This window comes from Arthrobacter nitrophenolicus (assembly GCF_000332815.1).
Lineage (GTDB): Bacteria > Actinomycetota > Actinomycetes > Actinomycetales > Micrococcaceae > Arthrobacter > Arthrobacter nitrophenolicus.
Genome location: NZ_AOFD01000016.1, coordinates 1 through 21,675, shown reverse-complemented (window position 1 = coordinate 21,675; position 21,675 = coordinate 1). Strand labels below are relative to the sequence as shown.

Annotated in this window: 18 protein-coding genes and 2 pseudogenes; 4 read left to right on the top strand and 16 right to left on the bottom strand. The window is 62.0% G+C overall.

Annotation, left to right across the window (positions count from 1 at the left end; all coding sequences use genetic code 11):
- Nucleotides 1-47 precede the first annotated feature (47 nt).
- Entirely contained in the window at nucleotides 48-707 is a 660-nt protein-coding gene (locus G205_RS07785) for a TetR/AcrR family transcriptional regulator (RefSeq protein WP_052014066.1), read from the top strand.
- Nucleotides 708-1,289: 582 nt separating this feature from the next.
- Here the strand turns inward: G205_RS07785 and G205_RS21705 are convergent.
- From G205_RS21705 to G205_RS07765, 4 genes and pseudogenes are all read right to left on the bottom strand, one after another.
- Entirely contained in the window at nucleotides 1,290-1,610 is a 321-nt protein-coding gene (locus G205_RS21705) for a hypothetical protein (protein WP_009357497.1), read from the bottom strand.
- 90 nt (nucleotides 1,611-1,700) lie between these two features.
- Nucleotides 1,701-2,333 (bottom strand): LutC/YkgG family protein, encoded by a 633-nt coding sequence (locus G205_RS07775; RefSeq protein ID WP_009357496.1) that lies wholly within the window; start codon nucleotides 2,331-2,333, stop codon nucleotides 1,701-1,703.
- The gene (locus tag G205_RS07770) at nucleotides 2,330-3,850 is read right to left on the bottom strand and encodes a LutB/LldF family L-lactate oxidation iron-sulfur protein (protein ID WP_009357495.1); all 1,521 of its coding nucleotides are present in this window, start codon (nucleotides 3,848-3,850) and stop codon (nucleotides 2,330-2,332) included. Before G205_RS07770 ends, G205_RS07775 begins: the two co-directional genes overlap by 4 nt.
- Nucleotides 3,847-4,648: pseudogene (locus tag G205_RS07765) on the bottom strand ((Fe-S)-binding protein). Before G205_RS07765 ends, G205_RS07770 begins: the two are co-directional and overlap by 4 nt.
- Before the next feature lie 185 nt (nucleotides 4,649-4,833).
- On the opposite strand from G205_RS07765, the gene G205_RS07760 reads away from it, so the two are divergent.
- Complete coding sequence (locus tag G205_RS07760) at nucleotides 4,834-6,573, top strand: L-lactate permease (RefSeq protein WP_009357493.1); 1,740 nt, start codon at nucleotides 4,834-4,836, stop codon at nucleotides 6,571-6,573.
- A 77-nt stretch (nucleotides 6,574-6,650) separates the two neighbouring features.
- Nucleotides 6,651-7,385 carry a FadR/GntR family transcriptional regulator gene (locus tag G205_RS07755; protein ID WP_009357492.1) on the top strand — a complete coding sequence of 245 codons (735 nt, stop codon included), beginning with the start codon at nucleotides 6,651-6,653 and terminating at the stop codon, nucleotides 7,383-7,385.
- Between the two features lie 106 nt (nucleotides 7,386-7,491).
- On the opposite strand, the gene G205_RS22060 is transcribed toward G205_RS07755, so the two are convergent.
- The 7 genes from G205_RS22060 to G205_RS07720 all read right to left on the bottom strand — a co-directional run bounded on the left by G205_RS22060 (nucleotide 7,492) and on the right by G205_RS07720 (nucleotide 15,893).
- Nucleotides 7,492-7,680: a hypothetical protein gene (locus G205_RS22060; protein ID WP_009357491.1), complete on the bottom strand. Its 189-nt coding sequence runs from the start codon at nucleotides 7,678-7,680 to the stop codon at nucleotides 7,492-7,494.
- A 646-nt stretch (nucleotides 7,681-8,326) separates the two neighbouring features.
- On the bottom strand, nucleotides 8,327-9,994 hold the full coding sequence (locus G205_RS07745; RefSeq protein ID WP_009357490.1) for a thiamine pyrophosphate-dependent enzyme: 1,668 nt from the start codon (nucleotides 9,992-9,994) through the stop codon (nucleotides 8,327-8,329).
- Nucleotides 9,995-10,080: 86 nt separating this feature from the next.
- Entirely contained in the window at nucleotides 10,081-10,656 is a 576-nt protein-coding gene (locus tag G205_RS07740) for a hypothetical protein (protein ID WP_009357489.1), read from the bottom strand.
- 43 nt (nucleotides 10,657-10,699) lie between these two features.
- On the bottom strand, nucleotides 10,700-10,990 hold the full coding sequence (locus G205_RS07735; RefSeq protein ID WP_009357488.1) for a hypothetical protein: 291 nt from the start codon (nucleotides 10,988-10,990) through the stop codon (nucleotides 10,700-10,702).
- Nucleotides 10,991-11,625: 635 nt separating this feature from the next.
- Nucleotides 11,626-13,323, bottom strand: a complete 1,698-nt coding sequence (locus G205_RS07730) for a urocanate hydratase (RefSeq protein ID WP_009357487.1) — start codon at nucleotides 13,321-13,323, stop codon at nucleotides 11,626-11,628.
- 546 nt (nucleotides 13,324-13,869) lie between these two features.
- Nucleotides 13,870-15,240, bottom strand: coding sequence for an MFS transporter (locus tag G205_RS07725; protein ID WP_009357486.1), 1,371 nt, complete (start codon nucleotides 15,238-15,240; stop codon nucleotides 13,870-13,872).
- Nucleotides 15,237-15,893, bottom strand: a complete 657-nt coding sequence (locus tag G205_RS07720) for a flavin reductase family protein (protein ID WP_035752437.1) — start codon at nucleotides 15,891-15,893, stop codon at nucleotides 15,237-15,239. Before G205_RS07720 ends, G205_RS07725 begins: the two co-directional genes overlap by 4 nt.
- Nucleotides 15,894-16,008: 115 nt before the next feature.
- Here G205_RS07720 and G205_RS07715 point away from each other — a divergent pair, with 115 nt between their 5' ends.
- Nucleotides 16,009-16,671: a GntR family transcriptional regulator gene (locus G205_RS07715; protein ID WP_009357484.1), complete on the top strand. Its 663-nt coding sequence runs from the start codon at nucleotides 16,009-16,011 to the stop codon at nucleotides 16,669-16,671.
- A 376-nt stretch (nucleotides 16,672-17,047) separates the two neighbouring features.
- Here G205_RS07715 and G205_RS07710 read toward each other — a convergent pair whose 3' ends face one another.
- From G205_RS07710 to G205_RS07690, 5 genes and pseudogenes are all read right to left on the bottom strand, one after another.
- On the bottom strand, nucleotides 17,048-17,548 hold the full coding sequence (locus tag G205_RS07710; protein WP_235046819.1) for a LysE family translocator: 501 nt from the start codon (nucleotides 17,546-17,548) through the stop codon (nucleotides 17,048-17,050).
- Between the two features lie 266 nt (nucleotides 17,549-17,814).
- Nucleotides 17,815-18,144 carry a hypothetical protein gene (locus tag G205_RS07705; RefSeq protein ID WP_009357481.1) on the bottom strand — a complete coding sequence of 110 codons (330 nt, stop codon included), beginning with the start codon at nucleotides 18,142-18,144 and terminating at the stop codon, nucleotides 17,815-17,817.
- 215 nt (nucleotides 18,145-18,359) lie between these two features.
- Nucleotides 18,360-18,925: pseudogene (locus G205_RS07700) on the bottom strand (recombinase family protein).
- A gap of 186 nt (nucleotides 18,926-19,111) precedes the next feature.
- Entirely contained in the window at nucleotides 19,112-19,879 is a 768-nt protein-coding gene (locus G205_RS07695; RefSeq protein WP_009357479.1) for a DUF1828 domain-containing protein, read from the bottom strand.
- A 705-nt stretch (nucleotides 19,880-20,584) separates the two neighbouring features.
- Nucleotides 20,585-21,433 (bottom strand): hypothetical protein, encoded by an 849-nt coding sequence (locus G205_RS07690; protein WP_160166599.1) that lies wholly within the window; start codon nucleotides 21,431-21,433, stop codon nucleotides 20,585-20,587.
- Between the last annotated feature and the right edge of the window lie 242 nt (nucleotides 21,434-21,675).

Below are 21,675 nucleotides of genomic sequence, written 5' to 3'. Positions count from 1 at the left end.
TGAAACCCGAGTGAATGCTCGGCTTTCATGAAATTAGACTGGATTACATGACTAAGAAGGCGAACGCACGCTCAGGACCGCGCGGCCCCTACGCCAAGACCGCTGAGCGTCAACGGCAAATTCTTGAAGCTGCGGTAGAGGTCTTCGGGTCACGGGGTTACAACGGCGGCAGTATCCAGGACGTTGCGGACCGGGCAGGAATTAGTCAGACGACGCTCCTGCACCATTTCCCCACCAAAGCGCAGCTGCTTGTTGCGGTGCTCGAGTACCGTGACCGGATATCTACGAGCACCCCGGGAACACGGGAGCGATTTGCCGAAACCATCGTGCGGCAGGCGGAGCACAATGAAGGGCTTCCCCACCTCGTAGAGCTCTACTCCGTACTCTCCGGGGAAGCCACAACTGAGGACCACCCCGCCCGCAACTACTTCGTCCAGCGCTTCGCCCGCCTACGGAAGGAATACAGCGGGGAACTGCGGTATCTGGCGAGCATTGGCCGGCTCAGGCCGGGCGTCGACCCTGATGTCGCGGGACCTACCATCGTGGCTCTATGGGAAGGAATTCAAACCGAGTGGCTCCTCAATCCTGACACCGTGGACGTGCCCGGCATCCTCAAGGGCTACCTCGATCTGATCCTTGTGCCGGAGGAAAACGCAGGATGGTCATCTGGCGCCACCGATACGGTCCACGCAAAAAGCCGTCAGTAGCCATCGGGTCGTGCCCGATGGAACAGAAACCCTAGGAGCGTCCGCTACACACCGCGCCCATCAACTTCGGCGTCAGAATAGGGCGAAATTCGGTTTCATTGACAGTCGCTCCATGATGCTCTCAAAAGCCAACCTGACATGAGGAGCGGCAGGAAACCCGGGTGCAGTGCACCGACAATCATCGAAATAGTCCAAAGAATCAGGGGCCTGATGGACATCTCTTGGGACAGGGGCTGGCGATGTAATGTTCTACACCTCTACAGTTTCGAAAGGACTGTCGTGAACTCCGGCGACAGGCGTATCCTCCCTGGCCAGGCACCCCGGACGCCGGTTCGGGGTGTTGCCTATTCACACGAGATTCCGGACCTAATGTCCCTTCCAGAAGCCGCCTGCACTCAATCTCAGAAGCTGATTGCACCATCACGGACCAGCACCAGCCTCAGTCGGTACTGGCCGGCCGCTGGGTTTGAGCGTGATGCCTATCTGCTCAGCAAGGTGTTGCCGAGGGTTTCCGCGGTGATGCCGGTGCTGTCGGAGAGGAAGTAGACAAGTCAGAGGAACCCGTTGGTCATGCTCTTTCCGTTACTGCTGTACGGATGTGGTAGCGCAGCCGTCCGTGGGTGGGGCCTTCACGCCGGTACCGGCCGGGTCGGGGTGAAGCGCGGACCAGGTCATGCGGTAGGCGCGGGTACCTTTTAGTTGCTTTGGTTCCACCCACACTTCGTGTCCTTCAGCGGCTTCGATGAGTACGCGGCCTGTCAGCCCGTGGGCGGCGATCCACAGGGCGGAGGAATCGGGCATGACGTCTTCGACGAGCCCTGTGCGAATAGTGGTCCCGTTTTTTCGGATTTCCACGGCCGCGCCGCGGAGAGTGTTCCAGGTGTCGTGGCGGTAGACGGGCATGGGGGTGCCTTTCGTTCGGCGGCGGTGGTGAACGGGTGGGCGCCGGCACTGTGGGGGCACGGCCTGGATGCCGGCCGCGCCCCCGTAGTTTTAGCGGGCGATGATGACGTCGAGTGTGCGGGGGCCGTGAACTCCCTCAACCCGTTCCAGTTCGATGTCACTGGTGGCGCTGGGCCCGCTGATCATGGTCAAAGGCCTGGTGCCGTTGATTCGGCCCAGGGCCTCGGGCAGGATCCCGGCGATGTCGGCGACTTTCACAACACAGATGTGGTGGTCCGGGACGAGGGTGATAGCGCGGCGGCCCTGGTTGGGGCTGCCGTCCAGGATGATGGTCCCGGTCTCGGCGACGGCCACGGCGCTTCCCGTCACGACGGCGTCGATCCCATCGAGCTCGGCGACGCTCAGTGGCGCGGTCACCGAGTCCGTGCGCCGCCGGCTGTCCTGTTCGAGTTCCGGTCCGGTGAGCCAGCCGGCGTCCAGCCCGGCTGGCACAACGTAGCTGCCGGCCCCGGCGAGGAGTTCTGCAATCTTGGCAGGAACGTCCGCGGTGTCCACGATGGAGACCCGGGCTTTGTAGTCGATCAGGCGGTCCACCAGCAGCTCGATCAGTTCGGCTTCGTCCAACTGGCTCGAGGCCCGGTACCCACGAGGGATAACGGGAACCTCGGGGGTGTCTTTTAGGGCGGTGCGGATCCGGTCGAGGATCTCTTCGCGGGCGCTCATGGCTGGTCTTCCTGGTTGTAGGCTGCGGCGGGGGCGGTGTCCGGGGCGTGGTGTTCCTTCTTCCACCAGTCGCGGAAGGATTGCTTGGGCGGGGCCGGGATGTCACGGCTTTGCGTCCAGCCGGCGGCGATGCCGGGCAGTTTGGTTATTTTCTTGTCCGGGCCGGCCGCCAGGCGTCCCAGTGGCAGGCCTTTTTCAAGCATGCCCAGCCGTTTGCCGGAGGACAGCGCCCAGGATGCGGCGTTCATGCCGATGTCCATCTGGGTGGGGATCTTCTTTTTCCCGCGTTTGCTGTCCACGTCCACGCTGCGCAGGTGCACCAGGATGTCGGGGATGTTGATCTTGACGGGGCAGGCGTCGTAGCAGGCCCCGCACAGCGAGGACGCATAAGGCAGCGAGTTGTTCTCCTCGGCCTGGATGCCGGTCATCAGGGGTGAGAGGATCGCCCCGATCGGGCCAGGGTACGTTGACCCGTAGGCGTGGCCACCGGTGCGTTCATAGACGGGGCAGACGTTCATGCAAGCGCTGCACCGGATGCAGTGCAGTGCCGAGCGGCCCATTTCATCGGCCAGGGCAGCGCTGCGGCCGTTATCCAGCAGAACCAGGTGGACGTTCTGGGGCCCGTCTCCTTCGGTGACGCCGGTCCAGAGGGAGGTATAGGGGTTCATCCGCTCACCAGTTGATGACCGCGGGAGAAGCTGCATGAACACTTCAAGGTCCTGCCAGGTGGGCAGGAGTTTCTCCACGCCCATCACGGTGATCAGAGTCTCGGGCAGGGTCAGGCACATCCGGCCGTTGCCTTCGGATTCAACGACGGCGAGGGTACCGGAATCTGCGAGGGCGAAGTTGGCACCGGAGACGGCGACCTTGGCGGTGAGGAATTTCCGGCGCAGGTGCGCCCTGGCGGCGCCGGCAAGGCGTGCGGGGTCGTTGGTCAGCTCAGGGTCCACGCCCTCCATTTCGCGGAGGAAAATGTCCCGTACCTGGGTGCGGTTTTTGTGGATTGCCGGGACCAGGATATGGCTGGGCTTGTCGTGGTCCAGCTGAACGATCAGCTCGGCGAGGTCGGTCTCATAGGCGGCGATGCCCTGTTCTTCGAGGTACTCGTTGAGGCCGATTTCCTGGGTGGCCATGGACTTGATCTTGACCGCTTCGGTTTCCCCGGTCGCCCGGATCAGCCCGGCCACGATTTCGTTGGCCTCATCGGCGTCCCTGGCCCAGTGGATCACGCCGCCGCGGGCGGTGAAGTTCGCCTCGAACTGTTCCAGCAGCTCGGGCAGGCGGGCCATCACAGATTCCTTGATGGCGGAGCCGGCGTCGCGTAGATTTTCCCAGTCAGGCAGTTCCGAGACCACGTTGAGCCGTTTGTCCCGGATCGTGTGGGTGGCGTGGCCAAGGTTGGCCCGGAGCTGGGCGTTGCCAAGCTCCCGGTGGGCCGCCTTTGGGAAGGACTGGGAGGCGTGCAGGTTGCCTGTGCCGTAGACGGGCAGGGAGGGCATGCCAAGGAAGGTGCTCATCGTGTTGCCTTTCCGATGGAGACGAGCACATCGCCGCTAACGGCCGCGGGCTCCTCAACGGTGCTTGCAAGGATTTCGGCCAGGTGCAGGGTGGCGACGTCACTGCCTGCCGGGAGAGGCCGCCGCCGATGTGCATCAGGCAGGAGGCGTCCCCGCCGGCGCACAGGCTGGCGCCGGTTGAGGCGATGTTGGCCGTCTTGTCCTCCAGCATGGCCGAGGAGACATCGGCGTTCTTCATCGAGAACGTGCCACCGAACCCGCAGCACTGGTCCGCTTCGGGCAGCTCTGCCATGTCGATTCCCTGCACGGTGGCCAGCAGCCGGGACTGCCGATCACCCAGCCGCAGCAGGCGCATGCCGTGGCAGCTGGGGTGGTAGGTGACCCGATGCGGGAAGTAGGAGCCAGCTGCGCACCGGCGTCTGTGACGCCCAGGACGTCCACGAGGAGTTCGGACAGTTCGTAGGTTTTGGCGCCGACTGCGGTGGCCCGGGCTTCCAAGTCCTTGTCGCCGCAGGCGCGGGCGACCATGGGGTGCTGGTGCTTTACGGACGCGACGCAGGACCCCGAAGGGGCGATGGCAACGTCGTAGTCCTCGGTGTCGAAGGCGTTCACGTGGTTGGCGATGACGGGGACGGCTTCCTTGATGTAGCCGCTGTTAACGTGCATCTGCCCGCAGCAGGCCTGGCCGGACGGGAACACGACCTCGTGTCCCAGCCTCTCCAGAATCTTTACGGTGGCCCGCGCCGTGGCGGGGTACATCGCATCCACGATGCACGTAGCGAACAAAGCGATTCGCATGACAGCCTTTCGGGCTAAGGGGTTGTGGTCTGACCATAGTAGACCACGTGACCGGCGCCACTGGCAACAACCGATGCTCAAGTGAAGGGGCTCACAATCGGGGAGATGTGCGCTACACTCTACTGGTCCGACCACAGAGGTCAGACCATACTCCCCCTGTCGCCCCCTCAATGTGGAGGAACTCCGTGGACCAGTTCACCCCCAGCACCGACCCGGTGCTCAACAGCATCGCCTGGTCGGCCATCGTCGCCCTGCTGCCGCTGCTGACCTTCTTCATCCTGCTCGCCGTCGTCAAAACCAGGGCCCATATCGCCGGGGCCTTCGCCCTGCTGGCGGCCCTGCTCGTCGGCATCGTGGCGTTCCAGATGCCGGCCGGCCTGGCGCTGCTGTCCGCCACCCAGGGCGGGGTCTTCGGCGCCTTCCCCGTGCTGTGGATCGTCATCATGGCCGTCTGGCTCTACCAGGTCACCGTCCTCAGCGGACGCTTCGAGGACCTCCGCCGCGTCTTTGACGTGATCGGTAAAGGCGACGTGCGCCTGCAGGCGGTCCTGATCGCCTTCTGCTTCGGCGGCCTGCTCGAGGCCCTCGCAGGATTCGGCGCCCCGGTCGCGATCACCGCGACCATGCTGCTCGCTCTCGGACTGCCTCCGCTGCGTGCCGCTGCCGCCGTGCTGGTCGCCAACACCGCCCCGGTCGCCTTCGGCGCCATGGCCATCCCGATCACCACCGCCGCCGGGCTCACCGGGCTTCAGGCCACGGACATTGCCTCCATCGTCGGACGCCAGGCACCGCTGCTGGCCACCATCGTGCCGCTGATCCTGCTCTTCATCCTCGACGGCCGCAAGGGCCTCAAGGACTGCTGGCCCGCCGCGCTCGTTGTCGGCTTCTCCTTCGCCGTTGCCCAGTTCCTCTGCTCGAACTACTTCTCCTACGAACTCACCGACATCGTCGCCTCCCTCGCCGGGCTCGGCGCGGCCGTACTGTTCTTCCGCGTCTGGACGCCCAAGGGCAGCAACGCCGCACGCGAACGCCTGGGCGTGCTCGCTGAGGCAGCCGAGGAGGCAGCCTCCGCCACGGCAGGCGGCGGCTCACGCCGGGGCTCAGCTGTCGCCACCGCAGATACCGCCGAAGACCGCCTGACCCCCAGGCGCACCTGGCTGGCCCTGTTCCCGTACTTCCTCGTGATCGTCGTCTTCGGCATCGCAAAGCTGTGGAAACTTGGCGTGAACGTCCCCGCATTCCTCGCCTCGACCGATATCAAGATCCCGTGGCCGATCCTGCACGACGCCCTCGTCAATGCCGAGGGCAAGCCCATCTCATCCACCGTCTACTCATTCCAGTGGCTCTCCACCCCGGGCACCCTGCTGTTGCTCACAGGCCTAATCGTCGCCGCCGTGTATTCCAAGTACAACGACGGTGGCCGCTACCGCATCACGATTGGAGATGCGGTAAAGGAGATTTGGAACACCATTTACCGGATGCGCTGGGCAGGTTTGACGATCATCACGGTCCTCGCCTTGGCTTATGTCATGAACTTCTCCGGGCAGACGATTTCCATCGGCACTTGGCTGGCCGGCACCGGCACCTTCTTCGCATTCCTCTCACCGGTCCTGGGGTGGATCGGCACGGCAGTCACCGGCTCTGACACTTCAGCCAACGCCCTGTTCGGCAAGCTCCAGCAGACCGCAGGCCTGAAGGCCGGAATCGATCCAAACCTTCTCGTGGCTGGCAATACCTCCGGCGGCGTCGTCGGCAAGCTGATCAGCCCACAAAACCTCGCTATCGCCGCATCCTCGGTCAACCTTGAAGGCAAGGAATCCGTGATCCTGCGTAAAGTAGTGGGATGGAGTGTTGCGCTGCTGCTCGTGCTCTGCACGCTGTCCTACCTCCAGTCCACCCCCATCCTTGGCTGGATGCTGCCCTAGCGTTCCAACCCAAACAGTACGGAGTGTGCGGGCAGGCATGCCCGCACACTCCCCGCGCATTAAGGACCGACCCGCCCGTGGCAACCGTTGACGCAGGAGCGACCCCACGCCGTCGCACCCATGACGCGCTCCTTAAAGACATCGAAGCGGACCTGCGCTCGGGCAAAATCAAAGTCGGCGACCGCCTCCCCGGCGAACGAACACTCGCCGAAAACTACGGCATCTCCCGGGCCTCAGTGCGCGAAGCCATCCGCGTCCTCGACGCCATGGGAATACTGCGAAGCTCCGTCGGATCCGGACCCACCTCTGGTGCAATCGTCGTCTCCGACCCGTCCGCCGGACTATCGTCCGCACTCCGGCTGCACGTTGCCAGCAGCACACTTCCGGTCGCAGACATCGTGGAGACCCGCATCCTGCTCGAAACCTGGACAGCCCGGGCCGGCGCGAAAAGAGTTGGCGGTGAGGAAGACCTGGAGCAGGCCGCTCAGCTACTGCACGCCATGGACCACCCAGACATCAATCGTGAAGCCTTCCATGAACTGGACGCCAGGTTTCATGTGACGCTGAGCTCCCTTGCCGGCAATGCAGTAGTGGCGACCATGATGGAATCCCTAAGCGGTGCCATTGTCGGGTACGTGAAAGGTGCCATGGAGGCCATGGACGCCTGGCCGGACGTCATTTCCATACTCCGCACCCAACACCACGGCATCTTCGACGCCGTCAAGGCACGCGACGGAGAACTCGCGGCCCGACTCCTGCAAGAGCACATCGAATGGTTCCACAAGAAGGCACAGGAAGCGACCGACAACTAGGCCATGCCGTGCCAGAACGTTGTCCGACCCCGCCTCGGGTGTTGCTCCGCCGATACCCCGGGACCAGCTTCTGGCGGTGGTCGGCAAGCCCCGCCGAGGAAGACGTTCATTTCCCCGGCCGCGTCTGGGCGGCACGGGAAATGGGCTGGAACCGTCCGGTGCTCCAGCTGCTCAGTTTGTTGACGGCGTCAGGGGTGAAGTTGTGGGCGCCGGGGTCGCGTCGGGCGTAGGTCTGTTTCCCTGAATCGTTGAGAAGGTAGGACCAGGTGCGCGCAAGAAGTTCCCGGGGGATCAAGTGGTCAGACTCGCTTTGGGCGACGAATACCGAAACGCCGGCCAGTCTTGCAGAGGTGACGGGGCGCCTGACGAATCCACCGAAACTCGCCGCGGCAACCCTCACGGCGGACGGAACGTTGAACGGTGACAAGCAAGCAAGCACATCGGCGCTCGGGGGCTGAAAGTCACGTATCCCGCGGGAGTCCGGAGCGAAACCTATCCGGCGGACGGGGAACGGCGGTGCGTCAAGATAGCGCGAAGTTCCGTTTTATTGACAGTGAATCGCGATGTATTCGCTTTTTACCGGTAAGCAGGATCAAGTAATCTCATCCGCCTGCCCTCTCGACTCGTACCGAGAGGGCGGCGGGCATGGTCGGGAACATTGGTGACTTCTCCAGGTCCGGCAGAGCGCGCGTGCTTTCCATTGAGACTTTCGTTCTTTTTGGGCACGCGGTATGAGCCTTCAAGGTCCCTCTGCAGTGGCCCTTTGAAGATTGAATCAGGAGCCTCTCAGTTGCGAGGTTGGGAAACCCTAGCGGTTTTCATGGGTCCCTGTGAGGAGGAAGGGGAGTGCTGTCCGGCGTCAGGGTCGGCGGAGGCTAATGTGCTGGATGTTCCAGTGATGTGGTCGATTCCGGAACGGTCCAGGATCGGCAAGGGGGGTGTTAGTACGCTTTGACGCGTTGTTCGACGATGAGATGGATGAGTGCGAATACGTTGTCATCGTCTATGGCTTTGAGGGCTGCGGTGAGGGCCTGCGGGATATCGTGATCTTGTTCGACTCTTATGCCGAGGCCGCCGAAGGCTTGGGCCATCAGGGCGAAATCCGGGTTCTTCAGCTGGGTTCCGGAGACGCGGTCCGGGTAGTGGCGTTCCTGGTGGGTGCGGATGGTTCCGTATTCCTGGTTGTCCATCACGACAACCAGGGGAGTGGCTCCGTATTGTGCTGCGGTGGCCAGTTCCTGCCCGTTCATGAGGAATTCGCCGTCGCCGGCGATGGTAATGACCCGTCGTCCGGGTGTTTCGAGGGAGGCGGCGATCGCTGAGGGCACCGAGTACCCCATGGATCCGTTGCGTGCGCTGAGCATGGAGGCGTAACGGCGGGTAGGAAAGTACCGGTGGGCCCAGTTGGTATGTTCCCCGGCGCCGAAAGTGACCATGGCGTCATGGCGAAGCGTGGGGACGAGGTTGGCCATGAGGGTGTCCATTCGTGCCGGACCGTTGCCTGGAGCGGCAGGTGGCAGAGCAGCGAAGGCTTTCTGTTCCTTGCGCATGCGGGATGTCCAGGCCTTCCATTCTTCTTTCACCGGGAGCTCGATCTCGACAAGGTCGCGGATGAAGACGTCAGGTTTCGCCACGATCTGCCAGGAGACCGGGCCGGATCGTCCGCGCAGGGAGGAGTCGATCGTGACGAGAAAATTCTTCTTGTTCCAGTCCTGCCGGCAGACAAAACCGTCGGTGATGACATCGCCGGGCACTGTGCCGACGAATATCAGCAGGTCGGTTTCTTCCAGGAGATCATAGGTGGGGCGTGGCCGGCCGTAACCGATTGGCCCGACGTATGATGGGGAGTCGAAGGGGACGGTCCCTTGCGTCCGCCATTCTGCGGCTGCGGGGAGATGGTGCTTCTCCAGCCAGGCCGTGAGCTTATCGGCGGCCGCCTGGGACCAGTCATTGCCACCGGTGACGAACAAGGGCTTCGTGGAATCTAACAGTGCTGCGGTTATTGCAGCTGCGTCCGCCGTCGTCATTCCGCCCGTGGCGACGGGTATGACCGGATGCACTGCCGGGTCAACGTGCTCGCGGATGACGTCTTCGGGAAGACCGACCACAACAGGGCCGGGGCGCCCGCTCATGGCTGCGAACATGGCTTCAGCAACGATTTCGGAGGCTCGTTCGGCGTGATCAAGCACCATCACCCGCTTGGCGCCGCTGTTAAACCATGCCTTGATATCGAACTCCTGAAAGGCTTCCCGGTCCCTGTGCGCGAACGGGATGAGGCCCACGAAGAGCACCAGGGGAGTGGAGTCCTGCCAAGCGGTGTGCAGGCCAACGTGTGCATTCGCTGCACCCGGGCCGCGGGTCACCATGGCGACGCCCGGCAGCTGTTTCATTTTGCCGTCAGCTTCAGCCATGTAAGTGGCACCGCCCTCATGCCTGCACACGACGGTGTCTATGGGCGAATCGTGGAGCCCGTCGAGGACGTCGAGGAAGCTCTCGCCGGGAACGACGTAAGCGCGCGTGACGCCATGGGCAACGAGCGAGTCGACGATGACGTGTCCTGCGGATTTGGTCAGCTGCCAAGCGGGAAGCTCACCTGCACCGGCCCTCACCGCTCCGGCACGGGGATCTGCCGACGCGGTCGAATCCAACACGTAAGGGCCTTGTTGCGGTGCCTCGGGCGAAGCTGAGGTCGTTGTCACTGGTTCTTCTCGTCTCCTAGGTTTTCCATGAGGTTCGGTGTCAGGCCCGCAGGCGCCAAGTTTTCAGGACCCGGGGCGGGTCGTGTCAGAGGCTTGTTGTGGCGTGTTGCGCGGGCCAGAATGCTGATCTGTTCGAGGGTGAGGCCGGAAGCCGTCGCCAGCTGTGCTGGGTCGAGTAGTCCCGTTTCAAGCGCTCTGACGATGAGCTGTTCCTGTTGCTTTTGTAATTCCCCTCGTACGGCCTCGAGTTTGTTGGCCTGCTGGCTAACGGCGCTGAGGCTTTGAACGTGGGATTTGGCGGTGACGCCGGAGTGGGGGAGTTCTTCCCAGGCCAACGCGAGGGATCTTGCTTTGGCGGGGGTTACACCTGCTGCGCAAGCGACTACGTGCACGGGCACATCGTCCCAGATAGCTTGTGCAATTCCTGAGTCCAGCTCGCCTCGCAGACTGCTAAGTCTGCTGGAGATGCGGGCCAGGCCTTGGCCCTGGATGATGAGTCCTTGGTGGAGTTTCTGCCTGTCGCGCACCGCCCGCTGTTCGGAACCTGCTTTGCTCCTGTAGGTGTAAGTCATCTCGTGGCAACCTGGCGGCAGTGGCTTGTGCTGTTGCTCGTCATCATCTCGGGCATTTGGTCCTCGCAGCCTCAGGCGCCGGCATTGTCGCCTGTTGGCTGATCGCCGCGGGACGGCGCTTCTCCGGCAGGTCGTGGGAATCAGCCCACACTTCGAATCCTTCTGCTGCTTCGAAGATCCTTCGGCTTTCTGCGCCGTCCGCCGCCAGCCACAGCATTGCGACGTCGGCGGCGACGGCGTCAACGACTCCGGCCCGCACTAACCGGCCGCGCCTGCGGATCTCGACTTCAGCGCCCACAAAGCGGCCCCAGTCATCGCATCGGTAGGAGTTCATGGTGGTTCTTTCTGTTAAAGAGGCTAAGCATTCTCGGGCGCTTCTACGGGGGCTAGTCGGTCTCCGGTCCCTCGCAGTAATGGCAGCCGTCGTCACAATAAGGCGGGGCGGCCGGAAGGACGGCAACCGGGAATCCGGTCTCGGGATTGTCGATGCGGGGGGCTTGCCAGGGTTTATTCCCCGAGGGAAGCTGCGGGTTTCGTCCAGCGCGCTGAATGAGTGGTGGGCTAGAAACTGCCAATGGTATCTCCCGGGAAAGAATGGCCGTCCTTGGGCCGAGGGTGCCTGGATTCGCTTGCGACCAGCATCCACCCCACAGATGGGCTGTTGTCCGTCTGCAGGACGCTGCCCTTCGCGATGCCTTGCCAGGCAGCTGTCCGGCCTACATGCTCCCGCCATCCCTCCATCGGGCAGTGCTCCCCGGTTCTCGCTCCGCGGGCTTCAGTAAAGTTCAATTCGGGGTTCTGCTCGTAAAGAGTGCGTTTCTTCACCCTGGCCTCGATACCGCATCGTGGTCTGACTCCGACCGTTCAATTGGTGCTCCTTGGCGGGCGCTCGGTACCATCCTGTTTGCCTTCCCGGGTTGCTCGGGGTTGCTTGCTCATCTGTTCCCGAAAATCCCGGTCCTTCATCCCTTACCTGCTTTCATTCATGGGGATGCGGACGCCGCGCTCTTGGGCGACGTCGAGGGCGCGGTCGTAGCCGGCGTCGGCGTGGCGGATGACGCCCATGCCGGGGTCGTTGGTGAGGAGGCGTTCGAGTTTTTGCGCGGCGAGGTCGGTGCCGTCGGCGACGGAAACCTGGCCGGCGTGGATGGAGCGGCCGATGCCCACGCCGCCGCCGTGGTGCAGCGAAACCCAGGTGGCGCCGGAGGCGGTGTTGAGCAGGGCGTTCAGCAGCGGCCAGTCGGCGATGGCGTCCGAGCCGTCGGCCATGGCCTCGGTTTCGCGGTAGGGGGAGGCGACGGAGCCGGAGTCCAGGTGGTCGCGGCCGATCACGATGGGAGCCTTGACCTTCCCTTCCTTCACGAGCTGGTTGAACAGCAGGCCGGCCTGGTGGCGTTCGCCGTAGCCGAGCCAGCAGATGCGGGCCGGCAGGCCCTCGAAATCCACCCGCTCCTGGGCGGCGTCGATCCAGCGGTGCAGGTGGGCGTTGTCCGGGAAGAGCTCCTTGATGGCTTCGTCCGTGACGCGGATGTCCTCCGGGTCGCCAGACAGGGCAACCCAGCGGAACGGGCCGAGCCCCTCGCAGAACAGCGGGCGGATGTAGGCGGGAACGAAGCCGGGGAACTCGAACGCACGGGCGTAACCGCCCTTGCGGGCTTCGTCGCGGATGGAGTTGCCGTAGTCAAAGACCTCGGCGCCGGCGTCCTGGAATTCCACCATGGCCTGGACGTGCCTGGCCATCGATGCCTGGGCCTTCTTGGTGAAACCTTCCGGGTCCGCTTCGGCTTCGCGGTGCCACTCCGCCACCGAGATGCCCTCGGGCAGGTAGCTCAACGGATCGTGCGCGGACGTCTGGTCGGTGACGATGTCCACGGTGAGTTCGCCTGCCTTGTGGCGGCGCAGGATCTCCGGGAAGACTTCGGCGGCGTTGCCCACGTAGCCCACTGACCAGCCGCGGCGCTCTTCCTTGGCCTTGAGCACCTTGGCGATGGCGGCGTCGAGATCGGTTTCCACCTCGTCCAGGTAGCGCTTGCCGACGCGGCGGCGCAGGCGGGTCTCGTCGACGTCGACAATGAGGCAGGCGCCCTCGTTCAGGGTCACGGCCAGCGGCTGGGCGCCGCCCATGCCGCCGCAGCCGCCGGTGAGGGTCAGGGTGCCCGCGAGGGTGCCGTTCTCGTCTCCGGTCAGCTTGCGGGCGATTGCGGCGAAGGTCTCGAAGGTGCCCTGCAGGATGCCCTGGGTGCCGATGTAGATCCAGGATCCGGCCGTCATCTGGCCGTACATCATCAGGCCCTCGGCCTCGAGCCGGCGGAATTCGGGCCAGTTGGCCCAGTCGCCCACCAGGTTGGAGTTGGCCAGCAGCACCCGGGGCGCCCATTCGTTGGTGCGGAACACCCCGACCGGTTTGCCGGACTGGACCAGGAGGGTCTCGTCCTTTTCCATGGATTCCAGCGTGCGGGTGATCGCGTCAAATGCGGCCCAGGAGCGGACGGCACGGCCGGTTCCGCCGTAGACCACCAGGTCATCCGGGCGCTCGGCGACCTCGGGGTCCAGGTTGTTCATCAGCATGCGCAACGGGGCTTCGGTCTGCCAGGACTTTGCGGTGAGCACGGTGCCGCGGGCTGCTTTGACCGGGCGGGCACCGGTGGTGAAATCGGCGGGTGCCATGGTGGCTCCTTAAGGAAGTAAGTGTGAACTGACTTGTGACTTTGTTTTTGGACGCGGGAGACTGAACCGCCTTCACCGGGTCTGATGTCAGTGACTCAGGGAAACTGCGGGAGTGCCAACCCAAATGGCAGTCCACCCGGTGTGGGAAGTTATTCCTCCATGTCGGGGAACAGGGCACCGTCATAGCTGGTTGGTACAAGGTCCTGTGTCATGGGGGGTGCCTCCTGCCAACGGCTGCCCCGGGAAGAGGCACACATGCGGTCAGGCTGGGGATCGGTTCGCTGCTTCATTGTGGTTCACCTGATTGTTTGACTTGTTGGCGGTAGCGGAACCAAGAGGGATGGCGGTCACAGCGGTTAGGGGAGATTGATCTGCCGCTGCGGAAGCGCCCGAATCGGGATCGGGAAGGTGGACCTCGAGGAGGCGTTGGGCCTGCAAACTCCGCCGCGCCCGAGTTTGGTGTCTTCCCAGGCGGAGCGTTTGGAGAGCGCTGGGGACGTCTGCACGTCCCCAGCGCTTTCCGGAAGGGCAGGTTTGGGGACTGTGTTATGCCCCACGGACGAGGCTGTTGTTTTTGGTTTCGCGCATGAGTAGGCCGGTGATCAGGGTGATGGCGGCGACTCCTACGAGGTAGAAGAGGAACCAGTCCTGGTGGCCTGCCTGGCCGAGGGCTGTGTTTACGTAGGGTGCGGTTCCGCCGAATATGGCTGTAGCGAAGGAAAGGGGGCCCGCGACTCCGGCGGCGCGGACTTTGGTGGGGAATACTTCTGCCCAGACTGCGCCGTTGACTCCGAAGAGCAGGGCCATGGCTGTCAGTGATGCCAGCATGGCCAGGAGCAGGGTTCCGAAGGTCCCGTCGACGAGGTTGTAGATCGGAATGGTCAGCAGGACGAAAGCTGCGCCGAAGGCGATGACCAGGGGTTTGCGTCCGATGCGGTCTCCGAGCCACCCTGCGCCCAGGACGGCCCCGAGGAAGAATACCTGGGCGATGAGGCTGGCGACCAGTGCGCTGGAAGCATCCTGTTTGTAGTGGACTTGTGCGTAGGTAGGCATGTAGATCAGCCAGGTGTAGAACATGACTGAGCCGCCTGCTGACAGGCCGAAGACGATGAGGATTGAGCGCCAGTAGTGAAGCAGGCCGCGCTTTACCTGCCCGGCCGAACCTGATTGGCCGGGCAGGAGTGACTCGGCATCGGGGTCGTTTCCGTCGGAGTGCGAGGCTTTCTCGAATGCGTCGGTCTCGGTCAGCCGCCGGCGGAGGTAAAGGGCGTAGAGGCCGAGCACGCCACCAATGGCGAAGGCGATCCGCCAGCCCCAGGCTTTCATGTCGTCCGAGGGGAGGCTGGAGTTCAGGATCAGGCCGGTGATGGTGGCGAGTATGGTTCCGAGGACGACGCTGACCCAGGACGTGCTGCCGAAAAGTGCGCGTCGCCCCTGGGGGGCGCGTTCGACCAGGTAGGTCACGGAGGTGCCCATTTCGCCGCCGTGGGCCAGGCCTTGCAGGAGACGGGCGACGAGCAGGAGCACGGACGCCAGGACCCCAACGGAGCCGTAGGTTGGTGCGATGGCGATGGCGATGCTGCCGAAGGCTGTGAGCATCATGGCGACGGTCAAGCTCTTGCGGCGGCCGGCACGGTCGGCGTACGCGCCGAAGAGGAACCCGCCCAGGGGCCGGGTCACGAAGCCGACGGCGAACACGGCAAGTGTCGACAGCAGCGCGGAGGTGGGGTTGTCGGGCTGGAAGAACTGGACGGCGAAATAGGGGGCGAAGATCGAATAGATCGTCCAGTCGTACCATTCCAGGGTGTTGCCGAAGTTGACGGCGATGAGGTCCCTGAACCTTTTGCTCTTATCCGCTGCGGTGGTCTCAGGCAGCGGTCCCGCGGCCGCCCGGGTGGAGCTGCTGTGGTTGGTCATGCTGCCCGTCCTTCCAGACCCATCTGGGCGTCCTGGTCCGCTCCGGGCACGCGCATCTCAAATGTCTCGCGCACCACGGTGTAATCGAAGTATCCCAGACGGGCGATGGGCTCAATTTTTTTGATGTCCAGCCTGCCGTCAACCGTGATGACTTCATCATCGATGTGCACCGTTTCGACAGTGGCGAAGATGATATCGACCGTTCCGACCGCGGAGGCCCCGGGGATGCGGTGGGTGGAGTGGTACTTGCATTCGAACTTAACCGGGCTCTCCTGCACCATCGGGACCGGGAAGTTCTCTGCATAGGTGCGCGTCAGCCCCAGATGCTCGAATTCGCTTTCCTCAGGACCGAGGGCCATGGCGGACTTGTTCACAGCTTCACGCAACGGGTAGGTCGCCATGTTCCAGACGAACCAGCCGGTGCTCTCAGCATTAATGACTGTGTCTTTCCGGCGCCCGTCCGGGTATTGGTTGGCCGAAAACATCACCATCGGCGGGTCAAAGGTCAAGTTCTGCCACTGGCTGTAGGGCGCGATGTTCTCCACGCCGGTCGTGCTCACGCTGGAGAGCCAGCCGATGGGACGGGGGACAGTGCAGCTCTTGAAAGGGGAGTAAGGCAAGGGGCTGGGCTCGGTGGCCGGGTTGTACTTCACGACATTCTCCATGTGGTGGGGATCACTGCTACACCTTCAGCGTAGAGTATATATTCGGAATATATCAAGAGTATGCGCGTGCCTATTGTGTAGCCTGTAGGGGAAGGGGAGTGGGATGACGAAGGCTGACGACGCGTATTTATTGCTTGCCGAGATGATCGAGACCGGGCGGCTGGAACCGGGGACCTTCCATACAGAGGCCGGACTGGTGGAGGAGGTCGGGCTCGGACGGACGCCGCTGCGGGAAGCTCTCCAGCGTCTGGACCGGGACCATTTGGTCCGCATCAGGCCCGGCCGGGGGATCGAGATCCCGGCGAATTCGGTGGATGAACAACTCCGGCGGCTCGAAGTCCGCAGGGCCATGGAGGCTCTTGCGGTGGCGTTGGCATGTGAAAGGGCGACCACCGCCCAACTCGCCGGCATTGAGGCACTCACCGAGGAGCTGGCAGACATCCACGATCTGGAGGACTACGTTCGGGCCGTCCGGGCGACGCACCGCATACTTTGCGAAGCTGCACACAACGAGTACCTGGGTGATGCCATGACCCCGCTGCAGGGGCTGTCCAGGCGGTTCTGGCTGGCTCATGTTGTTGATGCCGCCGAAGAAGTGCGGGCAGGGAAGGGGATGCACCTGCAGCTGCTGCGGGCAATCCTGGCCCGGGACGCAGAAGCCGCCCAGCAGGCATCCATACAGCTCAATGATTACCTTGTCAGGTTTGCCCTAAGTGTTGCGACCCGCAACGCAAGGCTGGGACGCCTGGGGGCACCGCAGTACTAGCTGGTTGCGTTCCTGCCGGTCCATCCCTGCAGAGACGCGTCCGGTGATGTTCCGGGCACTCCTGGCGCTAGCGTCCCGTCGGGTCTTCCGGCCTGAGGAGGATTGCTTCTGCAACAGTTGCTCGCACTGGGCGCCAGCGGAGCGCTCTACGAGTACGACTTCGGCGACAGCTGACTGCACCGGCTCGCGCTAGTGTCCCGGCGCCCTGTCGACGACGACAGTCCTCCGGCACGGCAGGGTCGAAGACCAGGACGACTTGCCGGCTAAGAAGAGATCAGGGGCACCGTGGCCAACCCCGCCGACCGAGGGGAAAATAGAGGGACTGTTCGCGGACATTCACGATGAGTTGTGAGTCTTTGAGGACAGCAAGGAAAAGCTAGTGGGCAGGGTCGAGGGCGAGTTTCACGCCGAAACCTACGAGGACAGATCCGGTGATGCTATCGATGATGCGAATGCTTCGGACGCCCTGGAGCCAGCGGGCGGCGTAGCCTGAACCGAAGATCAGCAATGTGAACCAAGCCATGGACAGCAGGCAGTGGACGCCGGCGAGCAGCACGCCTACCAGCAGTGGTGAGGTGCCCGCCGGTATGAATTGGGGAATGGTGGCGATGTAAAAGACACCCACCTTGGGGTTGAGCAGGTTCGTTCCGGTGCCGATCAGCCAGCCCTTGAACAAATCATTTCTTTCGGAGGTGACTCCAGCCGCTTCACCTGCCGGCCTGGCAGGGATTTTATCTTTTCGCATAGTCTTCCACAGGAAAGTCGCCCCCAGCCAGACCATGTATGCCGCTCCGGCGAGTGTGAGCACACGGTAGGCCAAGTCCGAAGCGGCCAGCAGCGCCGATACGCCGACTGCTGCGGCTACGCCCCAAATCATCGCGCCCGGTGCTGATGCCCAGCGCCGTGGCAAAGGCGAAGCTTCGCGACTTGGAAATGGATGACCTCAGGACTAATGCCGTGTCCAAGCCGGGGACCAGTGTCAGAAGTCCGGCAACAAGCGCGAAGGAAAAAACAACGGTCATGAGAGTCACCGTTCAAGGATAGATGGGATTCTCGCAGCTACTTCTACTCCCGTGGTCTAACGCCGATAATGGAGATTCTGTAAAGCTGGGGGAGTAGTAGGCAAGCGCTCTGCGTTGGGCGTTACTGCACTGGCGGCTGGATATATCCCTGTTGCGGGTAGCCGGGCGGCTGGGATCCCATGGATTGCTGGGGCGCCGGAGCTTGCTGCTGAGACGCTTGTGCCCTGTCCAGGTTCCTGAAAGCAGCCGGCAAAGCATCGATGATTCTCAAGGCCCGTGCAGCACCGATGCAGAGCATTATGATGCCGGCGATGGCTGCCATGACGCCTGCAAGCGCCATGAAGCCGGTGTCTTCACCAGATGAATTTGCGGCCATCAGAATGAGAAGCGTGCCGCCGAATGACGTGGCTAATCCGCCCACAAAAATCCCGGCCGACGGCTTGAAGTACATGTTTTCCTCCCGTAGCGAATGCCCTTCGGCGCAAGAATATGGCATTGACCTTGCTACCCGCGCCACGGCGCGGCTCTTGGGACAAAACGGTTGTGCGGCAGCAAACAGATGCGCGTTTCTCTCACCTAGTGACGGCCGGGACCAAACGCCGAAAACCGACGTTCTGTAAAGTAGGTTGTCCCGCCCAGGCGGCCGTGTCGCTCGAGCAAGGAGCTTCATGCCAGCTTGGCTTGGCGCAGGTACTGGTAAACAGTCTCCCTGCTGATTCCGTAATCACGGGCCAGAATGACTTTGGGAACACCGGTGTCGGCACGCTTGACCATCTCGGCGACACGTTCAGATGAGAGCATCTTTTTCCGGCCCTTGTAGCTCCGCGCTGCTTGGCCAGGGCAATTCCTTCCCGCTGGCGTTCCCGGATGAGCGAGCGTTCAAACTCTGCGAAGGCACCCATTACCGAGAGCAGGAGGTTGGCCAAGGGGGAGTCCTCACCGGTGAAGGTCAGGTTCTCCTTCAGGAACTCGACGCGGACACCTCTGCGCGTGAGGCCCTGAACAAGGGCCCTGAGATCGTCAAGGTTCCGGGCGAGCCGGTCCATGCTGTGCACGAGGACCGTGTCCCCGTCGCGAGCGAACCGCAGCAGTTCAGCTAGTTGGGGTCTTGCGGTGTCCCTCCCGGACGCCTTGTCCGTAAAGACGCGGTCCAAAATTTGGCCTTCGAGCTGGCGCTTTTCGTTCTGATCCAACGTGCTGACCCGCACGTAACCGATCCGCTGTCCGTTCACCGTAGCCTCCAAACTTCGTCTGTGAGGTTGAGTTCTAGGCTTGTCCTACAACGAAGTCAAGATCTGGCTTAAGGAATGCTCAAATTACCGCCTTGCACAGACGGAGACTAGGGAAGACGCCTAGCCACTCTAATTCAACTTGGGCGGCACGCGTCTCTGATGCACTCTTGATTCAGGAGTCAGACGCTATGCTGCTTCAGCATGAAGCAGTTCGTCCACCATCGCTCCCAGCCCATCTTCAAAACGGGTAGTGCTGACGTCCTCCAAGGCTTTTACCTGCCAGTTCTCCCATTTGGAAACAGGGCCTTGTAGCAGCGCAATCCGTTTCTCGGGTGGAATGGTGGAACTGTTAAATAGCGAGATGGTGTGATCGAAGCTGCTCATACGGTCGGAGGCGCCCACGGCCTGTATGTAGTTCACGTGTTTTACCCCGACCGAGCATGTAACAACTCTCTTGGAACCATACTTTCCCGGAATCACCGCGCGTGGAACAACAGTGAGGCGATGACCCAGTGTGCTTACTACTCGCTCGGAGAAGGATTTCGGACGGTACTGGGAAGCAAGGACCCTCAGCCCATCTGCACGTATCGCAGAGTCTGCCACCGCGTATAGCGCACTGCTAAGTGACTTCCTGTCAGCGAAAGCGCTGATCTCCCAATCCTCAGCCGCCAGCGCTGGCAAATATCCCACTGAAGACCTAATCTGCAGCCACGCGGCCGAAATCTGCTTCTTTCCCAGGTCCACGCCCGCCATATCCAAATGGTCTGAGAGTAAGCCCTGATCACTTATTTGAGCAGTTTCACCATCAAACTCGACGTAAAGAACCACAGGTGTACCGTCGTGCAAGGTGTGGGGGAGTGTGAAAAGAAAGCCGCCTCCAGCCTCTTCCACATCGATTTGACGCCTGTAACTGGCAACCATTTCATCAACGATCTCGCTCGTTGTTTCGGTCATAAGGGAGCCTCCTTCCAAGGATCGCACCAGGTAACACCACCTGCATCTATCTTGTAGCGTTCCGTGAAGTAATGGAATACGGATCGGTACAAGCCGGGCCGGATCTCCCGTCGCGGGGGAAATTTAGCGGGGGTGGCGGGTCGGGGAGGAACGTCGGCCGGGAGTCCGGATATGGCGTTTCTTGTATGTGCGTACAGTCGAACATCTCGGCGCCCTCCCTATGCTTGTCATTGACATCTAGACGGAGCATGCAGACGTCCCGGGCAACCAGAAGCACATGTGGTGAATACGGCCGCTTGGGGTTCACCTTCATTCTCAAGTGAAGCTCTCCGTCTGCCATCGCAGGATGGGAAACTGACAAGCGGCTGTCCCAGGAGGCCGCTCGCTTCGTCCACACCACCGTCCCATGGACTGTGAGCAGTCCTCCGTCGCGCAGAGCAAGGAACTCTGAATATGAGTATGTCATGAGGCGCCGACAGGAAATGAGTCCTCATCACGGGACCTTGCTCCGGTGCTTGCAGCGGTTATCGCTTCCCCCAATCAACGTGTGATCACCCTATGAGCACACATCACAGAAGACATCCCTACTCGTAGAGCCGGCCCGAGCTGATTCCCTGACAGCAATTGCAGGGCGGCGAGTTCAGAAGTCTAGGGAAACGTAGGCGCGCACGAAGGTTGGCAGCTGTGCTTGTGGCCATCCCCGACTTAGCAATTCTCCAACATGCTGTGCACACCCGCGAGAGAGGCAAACAGCGGATGGTCCTGGCTCACGTCATCACCAAATTTTTGAATGCAATCTGCAAGAACCTTAAAATGAATAGTGACGGCAATACTTACGACGTGACCTATGAATTCATCAGATGCTTCAATTCTGGCGGAATTTACGCCGGGAGATGTGTCTCTTTGCTCCAACTTTGACAGGCGGTGAATACCACTGTTCTCTGCGTGCGCGACGGCCGAAAGCATTGAATACTCGGCCGAGCCATCGCTTCCTTGATACACATGATCGTGAACGGCGGTCGCTAGGGCGGTGAAGGACAATTTGGTATCGGCGGCAGAGAAATTCAGTGAGGAAGCATCGGACTTCAGATCATCTCTCAGCTGTTCTAAGCGCAGCGCTTCTGCCGGCTCCTCACAGGACATGCTTGCGAACTTTAGGTCACTTAGACGTGTAGCCAACCAACGTTTAACTAAAGTTTCCGTGTCGGTGGCATCCACCAGGAAGTGCGCCCGCCCATACGCCTCCATTGCGCCTCTAGCGAGAGTCGCAAGGGGGTATCCGATCGTTCTCGCTGACTGAAGGCTGTCAGCGAGGGCCGAAAGGTGGTCGATTCCGGAGGCCAGGCTCCAGGGAATCCCGGCTACGGCTTGAGTCGCCGGCGCAGTACCAATTGTTCCGGTAACAAAGCCAGCATCATGCTGCGTAACCGTTGCAATCCAGCTCCCCGCGGCATACGTACCTTTTGTCACGATCGTACTGAGCCGGTTTGCAGCGTTCATAGCGGGATCGATGTGCTCAGCGAGGGCGTCCCCAAGGTCATAGCGGAAAGTCATGAAGAAAGTATCCCGTACCAGAGAACCCTGCTTTTGCACGCAATGAGCAAAGCAACGCCTATTTTGCCGGAGCTTCGCCACCAGTGAGGCTCCTATGTATTGTTCAATCGCATTGAAGACTTTGAGCAACGGGCAAGCCGCTGTATCGGCGTCGCCGAATTCCGGAGGTGGTACCCAAGGTTTGAGGCCGACGAATGACTATACTGGGGGAGAGGATTAGTTGAAGGTTCAACTGTGTTACT

Excerpts from the sequence above, each read along its gene's own strand:
- G205_RS07690 (WP_160166599.1), bottom strand. The coding sequence starts at position 21,433 with ATGACTTTCCGCTATGACCTTGGGGACGCCCTCGCTGAGCACATCGAT.
- G205_RS07775 (WP_009357496.1), bottom strand. The coding sequence starts at position 2,333 with ATGAGCGCCCGCGAAGAGATCCTCGACCGGATCCGCACCGCCCTAAAA.
- G205_RS07785 (WP_052014066.1), top strand. The coding sequence starts at position 48 with ATGACTAAGAAGGCGAACGCACGCTCAGGACCGCGCGGCCCCTACGCC.
- G205_RS21705 (WP_009357497.1), bottom strand. The coding sequence starts at position 1,610 with ATGCCCGTCTACCGCCACGACACCTGGAACACTCTCCGCGGCGCGGCC.
- G205_RS07735 (WP_009357488.1), bottom strand. The coding sequence starts at position 10,990 with ATGAACTCCTACCGATGCGATGACTGGGGCCGCTTTGTGGGCGCTGAA.
- G205_RS07695 (WP_009357479.1), bottom strand. The coding sequence starts at position 19,879 with ATGACCGAAACAACGAGCGAGATCGTTGATGAAATGGTTGCCAGTTAC.
- G205_RS07740 (WP_009357489.1), bottom strand. The coding sequence starts at position 10,656 with ATGACTTACACCTACAGGAGCAAAGCAGGTTCCGAACAGCGGGCGGTG.
- G205_RS07710 (WP_235046819.1), bottom strand. The coding sequence starts at position 17,548 with ATGATTTGGGGCGTAGCCGCAGCAGTCGGCGTATCGGCGCTGCTGGCC.
- G205_RS07770 (WP_009357495.1), bottom strand. The coding sequence starts at position 3,850 with ATGAGCACCTTCCTTGGCATGCCCTCCCTGCCCGTCTACGGCACAGGC.
- G205_RS07730 (WP_009357487.1), bottom strand. The coding sequence starts at position 13,323 with ATGGCACCCGCCGATTTCACCACCGGTGCCCGCCCGGTCAAAGCAGCC.
- G205_RS07705 (WP_009357481.1), bottom strand. The coding sequence starts at position 18,144 with ATGTACTTCAAGCCGTCGGCCGGGATTTTTGTGGGCGGATTAGCCACG.
- G205_RS07715 (WP_009357484.1), top strand. The coding sequence starts at position 16,009 with ATGACGAAGGCTGACGACGCGTATTTATTGCTTGCCGAGATGATCGAG.
- G205_RS07725 (WP_009357486.1), bottom strand. The coding sequence starts at position 15,240 with ATGACCAACCACAGCAGCTCCACCCGGGCGGCCGCGGGACCGCTGCCT.